At 70.0% G+C, this 9,845-nt stretch carries 7 protein-coding genes and 1 pseudogene; 4 read left to right on the forward strand and 4 right to left on the reverse strand.

Annotated features, from left to right (window positions below; translation table 11 throughout):
* Positions 1–4,106, forward strand: a 4,106-nt coding sequence (locus tag JMF90_RS10555) for a DEAD/DEAH box helicase (protein ID WP_201325090.1), incomplete at its 5' end; no start/stop codon positions are given.
* A gap of 141 nt (positions 4,107–4,247) precedes the next feature.
* A complete protein-coding gene (locus tag JMF90_RS10560; protein ID WP_041489487.1) occupies positions 4,248–5,522 on the forward strand; it encodes an APC family permease in 1,275 nt (424 codons plus the stop codon).
* 99 nt (positions 5,523–5,621) lie between these two features.
* Here the strand turns inward: JMF90_RS10560 and JMF90_RS10565 are convergent, their stop codons facing one another.
* The 4 genes from JMF90_RS10565 to JMF90_RS10580 all read right to left on the reverse strand — a co-directional run bounded on the left by JMF90_RS10565 (position 5,622) and on the right by JMF90_RS10580 (position 8,284).
* Entirely contained in the window at positions 5,622–5,918 is a 297-nt protein-coding gene (locus tag JMF90_RS10565; RefSeq protein ID WP_006479223.1) for an XRE family transcriptional regulator, read from the reverse strand.
* Positions 5,919–5,992: 74 nt separating this feature from the next.
* Entirely contained in the window at positions 5,993–6,352 is a 360-nt protein-coding gene (locus tag JMF90_RS10570; RefSeq protein ID WP_006479224.1) for a type II toxin-antitoxin system RelE/ParE family toxin, read from the reverse strand.
* 130 nt (positions 6,353–6,482) lie between these two features.
* Positions 6,483–7,469: a pca operon transcription factor PcaQ gene (gene pcaQ / locus JMF90_RS10575; RefSeq protein ID WP_011547890.1), complete on the reverse strand. Its 987-nt coding sequence runs from the start codon at positions 7,467–7,469 to the stop codon at positions 6,483–6,485.
* Positions 7,470–7,546: 77 nt separating this feature from the next.
* The gene (locus JMF90_RS10580) at positions 7,547–8,284 is read right to left on the reverse strand and encodes a helix-turn-helix domain-containing protein (RefSeq protein WP_011547891.1); all 738 of its coding nucleotides are present in this window, start codon (positions 8,282–8,284) and stop codon (positions 7,547–7,549) included.
* Positions 8,285–8,404: 120 nt separating this feature from the next.
* Between JMF90_RS10580 and JMF90_RS10585 the strand changes: the two genes are divergently transcribed.
* A complete protein-coding gene (locus tag JMF90_RS10585) occupies positions 8,405–8,971 on the forward strand; it encodes a YiiX/YebB-like N1pC/P60 family cysteine hydrolase (protein ID WP_011547892.1) in 567 nt (188 codons plus the stop codon).
* Positions 8,972–9,248: 277 nt separating this feature from the next.
* Positions 9,249–9,845 (forward strand): annotated as a pseudogene (gene pcaH, locus JMF90_RS10590) (protocatechuate 3,4-dioxygenase subunit beta); the annotation flags it as partial.

Consider the following 9,845-nt stretch of genomic DNA (forward strand, 5'->3'; position numbering starts at 1 on the left):
TACGACGCAGGCCGAGCGCACTGCGCAAGCGCGCGCCGCACGTCCTCGTCACGACCCCCGAATCGCTGTACGTGCTGCTGTCGTCCGCGTCGGGGCGGCAGATGCTGTCGAACGTGCGCTCGGTCATCGTCGACGAAATCCATGCGCTGGCGTCGTCCAAGCGCGGCAGTCATCTCGCGCTGTCGCTTGAACGCCTCGACGCGCTGACCGGGCGCGCGCTGCCGCGCATCGGGCTGTCGGCCACGCAAAAGCCGATCGACGCGGTCGCGCGCTTCCTCGTCGGCGGGCCGGCCGACGCGCCGCGCGACTGCGCGATCGTCGACACGGGCCACACGCGCGAGCGCGACCTCGCGCTCGAACTGCCGAACGTGCCGCTCGAACCGGTCATGGCCACCGACGTGTGGGAACAGGTGTACGACCGCATCGCCGGGCTCGCGGCCGCGCATCGCACGACGCTAGTGTTCGTCAACACGCGGCGTACCGCCGAGCGCATGGCGCGCCATCTCGCCGACCGGCTCGGCAAGGACGCGATCGCCGCGCATCACGGCAGTCTCGCGAAGGAGCACCGCTTCGACGCCGAGCAGCGCCTGAAGCGCGGCGAACTGAAGCTGCTCGTCGCCACCGCGTCGCTCGAACTCGGCATCGACATCGGCGACGTCGATCTCGTCTGCCAAGTTGGCTCGCCGCGCGGCATCGCGCCGTTCCTGCAGCGTGTCGGCCGCTCGGGGCACCACGTCGGCGGCGTGCCGAAGGGGCGGCTCTTTCCGCTGTCGCGCGACGAGCTGGTCGAATGCGCGGCGCTGCTCGACTGCGTGCAGCGCGGCGAACTCGATGCGCTGCGGATTCCCGAAGCGCCGCTCGACGTGCTCGCGCAGCAGATCGTCGCCGAAGTCGCGTGCGCGGAATGGCAGGAAGACGCGCTGTATGCGAGCTTCACGCGCGCCGCGCCGTACGCGCGGCTCGCGCGCGAGCGCTTCGACGAAGTGATGAAGATGCTCGCCGAGGGATTCACGAGCCGGCGCGGCGTGCGCGGCGCGTACCTGCACCGCGACGTGGTCGGCGGCACCGTGCGCGGCCGCCGCAACGCGATGATGACCGCGACCACTTCCGGCGGCACGATCCCCGATATGGCCGACTACGCGGTGCTGCTCGAACCGCAGGGCATCCAGGTCGGCACCGTCAACGAGGATTTCGCGATCGAGAGCCTGGCCGGCGACGTGTTCCAGCTCGGCAACCAGTCGTACCGGATCATTCGCGTGGAAACGGGCCGCGTGCGCGTGGAGGATGCGCAGGGCCAATCGCCGAGCATTCCGTTCTGGCTCGGCGAGGGGCTGGGGCGCAGCGATGAACTGTCGGCGGCGGTCGGCCGGCTGCGTGCGCGGCTCGACGGGCTGTTCGCGGACGGCGATCGACAGGCGCGGACCAACGCGGCGAAGCACGCGAACGTCACCGAGGCCGGCAAGACGGCCACCCGCGGCAAATCCCGAAAAGCGGCCGCCGAGACTGACGCGCCGCCCGCCTCGCCCGACAACGCGCCCGGCGGCACCGCGCTCGCCCCCACCGAAAGCCGCCTCGCGCCCGCGTTGCGCTGGCTCGTCGACGATCTCCACCTGTCGCCCGACGCCGCGCGCCAGATCGCCGACTACCTCGCCCGCACCCGCGCCGCGCTCGGCGCATTGCCGACGCAGGACACGCTCGTGATGGAGCGGTTCTTCGACGAATCGGGCGGCACGCAGCTCGTGATCCATTCGCCGTTCGGCAGCCGCATCAACCGCGCATGGGGGCTCGCGCTGCGCAAGCGCTTCTGTCGCAACTTCAACTTCGAATTGCAGGCCGCTGCAACCGACGACGCGATCATCCTGTCGCTGTCGCTCGCGCACAGCTTCGCGCTCGACGAGGTGTGGCGCTACCTGCGTTCGGCCAGCGCCGAGCACGTGCTGATCCAGGCGCTGCTCGATGCGCCGATGTTCGGCGTGCGCTGGCGCTGGAACGCGACCACCGCGCTCGCGCTGCCGCGTTTCACCGGCGGCCGGCGCACCGCACCGCAACTGCAGCGGATGAAGAGCGACGATCTGCTCGCGACGGTGTTTCCCGACCAGGTCGCGTGCCTCGAGAACATCGTCGGCGAACGCGAGATTCCGCATCACCCGCTCGTCGACCAGACGCTCGACGACTGCCTGCACGACGCGATGGACACCGACGGCTGGCTCGCGCTGCTGCGCCGGATCGAAAGCGGCGCGATCGAGCTCATCGCGCGCGACTTGCCCGCGCCGTCGCCGCTTGCGGCCGAGATCCTGAATGCGAAGCCCTACGCGTTCCTCGACGATGCGCCGCTCGAGGAGCGCCGCACACAAGCCGTGCAGTCGCGCCGCTGGAGCGACCCCGAAACGGCCGATGACCTCGGGGCGCTCGACGCCGACGCGATCGATGCGGTACGCGACGAAGCGTGGCCGCTCGTGCGCGACGCCGACGAAATGCACGATGCGCTGCTCACCCTGGCCTGCGTCGCCGACGACGAGGCGCACGCGCACGCAGGCTGGCCCGAGCGACTCGCGGAACTCGCGGAACGCCGCCGCGCGACGAAACTCGCGACGCCGGGCGGCGCCGCGCTGTGGGTGCCGGTCGAGCGGCTCGTCTGCATGCGTGCGCTGCATCCGGACGCCCGCGCGACACCCGCGCTCAAGGTGCCGGCCGCGTGCGCGCAGCCGTGGGAAGCCGATGCGGCGCTCGTCGACGTGATCCGCGCGCGGCTCACCGGCTTCGGGCCGCTCACGCTCGATGCGATCGCCGCGCCGCTCGGCCTGCCGCCCGCGTCGATCGCGACGGCGCTCGCCGCGCTGGAACGCGAAGGCTACGTGATGCGCGGCCGCTTCACGCCGGGCGCGACGACCGACGAATGGTGCGAACGCCATCTGCTCGCGCGCATTCATCGCTATACGGTGAAGCGGCTGCGCCGTGAGATCGAACCGGTCGAACGCGCCGATTTCATGCGCTTCCTGTTCCACTGGCAGCACCTGACACCCGACACGCGCGGCACCGGCCGCGACGCGCTGGCAGCCGTGGTCGAACAGCTCGAAGGCTACGAGGCCGCGGCGAGCGCGTGGGAAGACGCGCTGCTGCCCGCGCGGCTCACCGACTACACGGCGGGCGGCCTCGACGAGCTGTGCCGCTCGGGCAAGCTGGTATGGACCCGCATCGGCGCGCCGGCGCGCGCGGCCGGTACGCCCGTGAAGACCACGCCGATCGTGCTGCTGCCGCGCCGCCATCTTTCCGCATGGCAGGCGCTGCGTGACCCTGATGCGCAACCGGCACAGTCCGCGCGCGCCACGCAAGTGCGTGACGCGCTCGCCGCGCTCGGCGCGATGTTCTTCGATGCGCTGCTCGACGAGCTACACATGCTGCCCATCGAGCTCGAACAGGCGCTCGGCGAACTCGTGTCGGCCGGCCTCGTGAATGCGGACAGCTACGCGGGCCTGCGCGCGCTGCTGAAGCCGGCCGTCAAGCGCAGCGCGACCTATGCGCCACGCACGCGACGCGGCGGCGCGCTGATCGGCGGGATGGACGACGCAGGGCGCTGGGCGCTCGTGCAACGTCAGGCCCCGCCGGACGATGACGCGCCCACGCCGAAACGCGGCCCTACCACGACCGATCCCGACGCGCTCGAACATATCGTGTGGACGCTGTTGCGCCGCTACGGCGTCGTGTTCTGGCGATTGCTCGAACGCGAAGCCGACTGGCTGCCGAGCTGGCGCGAACTCGTGCGCGTGCTGCAACGCCTCGAAGCACGCGGCGAGATTCGCGGCGGACGCTTCGTCGCCGGGTTCGCGGGCGAGCAATTCGCGCTGCCCGAGGCCATCCCGATCCTGCGCGAACTGCGGCGGCAACCGGGCGACGGACAATACGTATGCGTGACGGGCGCCGACCCATTGAATCTCGCCGGCACGCTGCTGCCCGGCGACAAGGTGCCGGCGCTGGCCGGCAACCGCGTGCTGTTTCGCGATGGCGTGCCCGTCGCATCGCTGGTATCGGGTACGTTCCACTACGCGCCCGACCTGCCGCCCGCCGCGCGCGAGGAGGCACGTCTGCGGCTCGCGCGTTCCTGCTGACATCGGCTGACACGCACGCGGCACCGGACTACTGATCGCCGCGCCGCGCGAGCGTCATCGTTCGGGTAGCATCGAACGATGGACCGCGCGAACTTCCGCGTGTCGCCCACACAAAACAAGACCTTCCGGAGACTGCCGCTCATGCCTTCGCATGCCGATTCGCCCGCTGCCCATCATGCGGGTTCGCTGACCATTTTCCAGGGCGCCGCGCTCTATATCGGCGCGGTGCTCGGCACCGGCGTGATCGCGCTGCCCGCGCTCGCCGCCGACGTCGCCGGGCCCTCCTCGCTGCTCGCGTGGGCCGCGCTCGTCGTGCTGTCCGGGCCGCTCGCGGCCACCTTCGCCGCACTCGGCGCCCGCTATCCCGATGCGGGCGGCGTGTCGACCTACGCGCGGCGCGCATTCGGCCCGAAGGCCGCGGCCATCGTCGGCTGGTGCTTCTATTTCGCGGTGCCGGCCGGCGCGCCGGCCGCCGCGATGTTCGGCGGCGCCTACGTCGCGGCCGTCACGGGCGGCGGACATACGACGGTCATCGTCACCGCCGCCGCACTGATCGCGACCGTATCGGCCGCGAACGCATTCGGCGTCACAGTGTCGGGCCGCATGCAACTCGTGTTGTCGGCACTGCTCGTCGCGCTGCTGCTCGCCGCGGTGCTTGCGTCCGCGCCGCATGCGCGCGCCGCGAACCTGCATCCGTTCGCCCCGCACGGCTGGCTCGCGGTCGGCCAGGCCGCCGCGCTGCTCGTGTGGAGCTTCGCCGGCTGGGAAGCCATCACGCACCTCGCCGCCGAATTCCGCCGGCCGGCGCACGACATGCCGCGCTCGGCCGGCATCGCGGTCGTGGTCGTCGGGTTCCTGTATCTGTCGGTTGCGGCCGCGAGCGTGACGGTGCTCGGGCCTTCCGCGGGCGCATCGGGCGCGCCGCTCGCCGAACTGATCGCGGGCGGCATCGGCGGCCATGCGCAGGTGCTGGCCGCCGCCGCCGCGCTGCTGCTCACGCTCGGCACGATGAACGCGTATTTCGCCGGCGCGGCCAAGCTCGGCGCGGCGCTCGGACGCGACGGCGCGTTGCCTGCGTGGCTCGCTCAGGGCAGCCAGGTCGGCGGCGTGCCGCGTCGCAGCCTCGGCGTGATCGCGGTGCTGGCGGCCGTCGCGCTGGCCGCCACGGCGCTGTCGGACGTCGGGCCGAAGCCGCTCGTGCTCGTGACGTCCGGATGTTTCGTGATGGTGTACGGGCTCGGCGCGGCCGCCGCGCTGAAGCTGCTGCCGCGCGGCGGCATCGCGTACCGCTGCGCGTGGATTTCGCTGATTGCGGTCGCCGGGCTGTTCGTGACGACCGGCTGGTATTTCCTGTGCCCGCTGCTGCTTGCGGGCGGTGCGCTGCTTTATCTGCAGATCACCGGCCCGCGTCGATGACCCGGCAAGCGCCCGCGGGTCGACGCCCGCCAGCTCGCCACACCCGTCGCGCGAACCATCACGCCGATCCGGCCGCCGCGCGCCGTTCGTTCGCGCCGCTCAGGCCGGCACCAGCTCGAAGCTGAGCCGTTTGCCGAGCGCGGCGGCCGCGCTCGCGAGCGTCGCGAGCGTGAGGCTCGTGTCGGTTTCGTCGAGCAGGCGGTTGAGTGCGGCGCGGCTGGTTTTCATCCGCGCGGCCATCGCGGTTTTGGTGATGTGCTGCGCCTTCATTTCCTGCCCGATCTGCCACGCGATCACGCGCTTGATCGCGGTGGCGGTGGCCGCTTCGAGATTGCCGTCCGCTTCGAGGAAGGCGTCGAAATCGCTGCCGATATACGGATTGTTCGTGGTCGTCATGTCGTACTCCAGGTGCATGGCGTTGCCGGCCGCCCGACCGTCGGAGACGGTGCGTTCCGGCACAACCGGGGAATTCAGATGGCGCGCGTCAGCGTTTTCAGGCGCGCGACGGTCACGTCGAGATCGTCCGACGGCGTGCCCCGCGACTGCTTGAAGAAGCCGTGCAGCAGCACCATCGTGTCGCCGACGACCGTGAACAGCACGCGTGCGCTTCGCCCCGGCACCATCACGCGGATCTCCCACAGATCCTTCGCCATCTTCCGGACCAGCGGCATGCCGAGCGGCCAGCCGAGTTGAACGGTCTTGATCTCTTCGCCGATCGCCCTTCGCTCCGCTTGCCCGAGCGCATGGAGCCATTCGCGCACCGGCTCGTGGCCGCGGGCCGTCCGGAAGAACCGCACGCCGAGCGTGACCTGAATCTGCTGTCTCGCCATCGTCTTGTCGTCCATCGTATCAAAAACGGTACGATATGCCAAGCACCCCGACGACGGCTACTGACCGGATGGCCAATCCTACGGCAACAAAAGAAATCGGCCCGGTGGATCGCCCCGGGGCCCGATGAGATCAACGCTTGCCGCGAGCAGGCTTGCGCGCCGCGCGTGGCGCCCGGTGCGGGCGTGCATCGCCGAACCGCGACCGCGCGATGTCGCGCACCGCGTCGATCAGCGTGCGCGCGACCGGCGACGGCTGCGCATCGGTACGCAGCACGAGCCCGACCGGCTCGTCGGTGCCCGCCGCCGGCAGCGGCAGGCGCGCCAGCGCACCGGCCGACAGGTCGTATTCGGCTGCATAGAGCGGCACGAACCAGACCGCGTCGTTCTCGAGCGCCAGCGCGCGCGCGACCGATACCGACAGCACCTCGATGAACGAATCCAGCGGCGGCGCGCCGCATGCGCCGAGCAGTTGCTCGGCGGACTGGCGGATCAGCGTGCCGAACGGCGGCAGCACGACCGGATAGCGCGCCAGCTCGGCGGCCGGCGCCGCGCTCGCGAGCAGCGGATGCCCGGCGCGCACGACCGCGACGAGCGGCTCGTTGTACAACTGCTCGAACGCGAGCCCGATCATCCGCTCCGGCTCCGACAGCCGCCCGATCGCGCATTCGATCGCCCCGGCTTTCAGACGCTCGAGCAACTCGGCGTTCGCGGCCGTCGCGATCCGCACGACGATGCGCGGCCAGCGCGCGGTCAGCGCCTTCATCAAGGCCGGCGCGAGCGAGGCCGCGACGGTCGGCAGCATGCCGATTTCCAGTGTCGCGGCCGCCGCCCCGCCCTCGCGCGCCAGCAGCCCGACGCCCTGCCGCAGCGCCAGCACGCACGCATTCGCGTGCGGCATGAACAGTTGCGCTTCGCGGGTGGGCTGCGCGCCGTGCCGGCCGCGCTCGAACAGCTTCACGCCGAGGATCGCCTCCAGCTCGGCGATCGTCTTCGACACGGCCGGTTGCGTGATCGACAGGCTTTCGGCCGCCTTCTGCACGCCGCCCAGCTGCGCGACCGCGAGAAAGCATTGCAGGTGCCGGAATTTGACGCGGCCGTCGGCGATACGGTTATTCATAACGGGTGGTTATGCGAATCACGATGAATCGCCATTTTGCATAACTTTCCGGAAAGGCCCAAGCGTTCGGCGTGGCGTCATCCGTGGCGCCGCAGCGCGTGGAATCCCGTCGGCTCCCAGATCCGTTTCGCAATCAGCAGGGCCGTGCCGTGCTTCTGCCCGAGCGGCGCGGACGACGACTCCGCATGCAGCGCCGCCGCCTTGCTGGCGAGCCGCCGCAGTTCCTGCTCGAGCTCCGCGGCGGCCGCGTCCGTCAGCATCCCTTGCAGGAACGTCATCGTCTCGCCGGGGCCGTCGAAGCGGCTGCCGAGAAAGTCGTCGAGCACGTGCGCGTGAAAGTAACGGCGGATCGGCCCGCCCGGCAGCCAGTCGAAATCGCGCGCGACCCGCACGCGAATCCGGTCGCCGGGCAGCAGCGCGATCACGTTCATCCGGTCGAGCATCAGCAGGTATTTCACGCATTCGGCCTGCGTGAGCCGATAGGCCGCCACGATGTCCTGCACGGTCCAGTAGTTGATCGCGCAGACGGCGACCAGCAGCAGCTTCTCGTCCGACACGAGCAACGCCTCCTGCTGCTCGGTCAGCACGCGCAGGCGCGGCGCGGATGCCGACGCTTCCTGCACGAGCTCGGCGAGCGTATAGCCGAGCAGCTGCGCGATCTCCGCGACGCGCTCCAGCGTGAAGCGGCCGCTCGCGAACAGCCGCTTCACGCTCGTCTCGGAGACGTCGAGCGCGCGCGCGACGTCCCGGTAAGTCATTCCCTGCGCCTTGAGCTGGCGCTTCAGCGTTTCGATGAGTTGGGCGGTCTCGGTCATGTCGGTATCAAAAAATGATGCTCGAGGTCGGATATTAGGCTACTCACGCATCCACATCAGCACTTTTGGATACTTGTCTGCATAATCCGCTCCGTCCTGTCATGCAACGACGGAGCCGAAATGACCACCCGAATCGACACAGCCGCCTGCGAACCACACCCCACCGCACCGCGCGATGCACGCGACACCGATCGCACGATGCCGCTCGCCACCGTGCGCACGCTGGCCGCCGGCGCGCACGTCGGCGATCTCGTGTTCATCCGCGTGCCGGCCGGCGCACCGGATGCCACGGCCGGCTCGGCCGGCACGTGGGCCAACCGCTTCGGCATCGTCGTCGATACGTCGGGCGACGAACCGCTGATCGCCGAGCCCACGGTGTTCGCGTGGACGAAGCTCACGCCGCTGTCGCGCTTCGTCGCCCGTACAGACGGCGGACGCATCGCGCTGGCGCGCCGCGTCGCGGCAGCGTCGGCCGACGCACAACGCCGCATCCATGCGCTGGCCGAACAGCGAATCGACGCGCTGCTCGGCAGCCGCTTCAACCCGCAGGTGCAGCGCGGTTTCTGCGCGCAGTACGTGACCGACGTGCTCGGTGCCGGCCACGCGGCGACACCGTCGGCCCTGCTGCGCGGCGGCACACTGGCGCTCGAATTCGACGGGATCGTGTTCGATCCCCGCCATCCATGACGACGAGCACGCTCGGGGAGACCGGATAACAACGAGAACAAACGACAAAAAACAGCGACGGGCTGGCTGGAGGGCCGTGCACGGGGTCGTCACCGACGACGCGAAGCCCGATCGCTTTTTTCCGCCGGACGGGCTTCCTGTCCGGCGGATTTTTCATTGCCCGGGCGAACATAACGAATGGTTATGCGATTCGCGAGAAAAGGTCATTTTTCATAACTTTCCGGATTGGCTAAAGTCTTGCCATCCACCTCGCCCAATACTTACCAGGAGACGCCCGATGGATTCCCCCACGATCCTCACGCCGCGCGACTGGCCGTCGCATCCGGCCTATGTCCACCCCGAGTACCGTTCGTCCGTGAAGCGCGGCCCGACCCGCCCGCTGATCCCGCTGAAGGAAAAACTGCGCGACCAGTACGCGCCCGTCTACGGCGCGGAAGATCTCGGCGCGCTCGACCACGACCTGACGAAGAACGCCGTGAAGAACGGCGAGCCGCTCGGCGAGCGGATGGTCGTCACCGGCCGCGTGCTCGACGAAGGCGGCAAGCCCGTGCGCAACACGCTCGTCGAAGTGTGGCAGGCCAACGCGGCCGGCCGCTACGTGCACAAGGTCGACCAGCACGACGCGCCGCTCGACCCGAACTTCCTCGGCGCGGGCCGCTGCCTGACCGACGACGAAGGCCGCTACCGCTTCCTGACGATCAAGCCCGGCGCGTATCCGTGGGGCAACCATCCGAACGCGTGGCGCCCGAATCACATCCACTTCTCGCTGTTCGGCGATTACTTCGGCTCGCGTCTCGTCACGCAGATGTACTTCCCCGGCGACTCCGCTGCTCGCGTACGACCCGATCTTCCAGGGCACGCCGGAAGCCGCGCG

The organism is Burkholderia sp. E168m23 (genome assembly GCF_016586125.1).
In the GTDB taxonomy this organism is placed as follows: Bacteria; Pseudomonadota; Gammaproteobacteria; order Burkholderiales; family Burkholderiaceae; genus Burkholderia; species Burkholderia orbicola.